Origin of the sequence: Blautia sp. DFI.3.45 (assembly GCF_020593505.1) — a bacterium.
GTDB classification, from domain to species: Bacteria; Bacillota; Clostridia; order Lachnospirales; family Lachnospiraceae; genus Blautia_A; species Blautia_A wexlerae.
Genome location: NZ_JAJDMI010000187.1, coordinates 1 through 366, shown reverse-complemented (window position 1 = coordinate 366; position 366 = coordinate 1). Strand labels below are relative to the sequence as shown.

General features: G+C 36.3%; 1 protein-coding gene. It reads right to left on the bottom strand.

The window, feature by feature from the left end; all coding sequences use genetic code 11:
• Positions 1-366: DUF6040 family protein (locus LJE09_RS17545; RefSeq protein ID WP_227311626.1), on the bottom strand; the 366-nt coding region annotated here is incomplete at both ends.

Sequence of the window (366 nt, the reverse complement as noted above, 5' to 3'; positions counted from 1 at the left end):
AGTATCATTAGTAGAGTAATAACATCCCAACAGTTTTTCTTATATAATTCTATAACCTTTATTTCTATCAGTATCGCCAGCATCCCTGTTCCTGCCATACATATTCCTACAATCAATATTAGCAATAACCAATATACCATTCCGGCTATAAAAGCATTTGGAATTTTTGTACTAATCTGTGCCGCAGAATGCCCGGCATCAATCGTCCATCCGACAAAGGTTTGTATGAATGATGCTAAATCATTGAAGAATGATTTACAATCGACAAGGAACATATCTGACTGTACTGCCTGAAAAAGAGTGGTTGTCAACGAATACCATGCAAGAAGGAACAAGGTTGTTTGGAACATTACCGTTTTTGCTTTA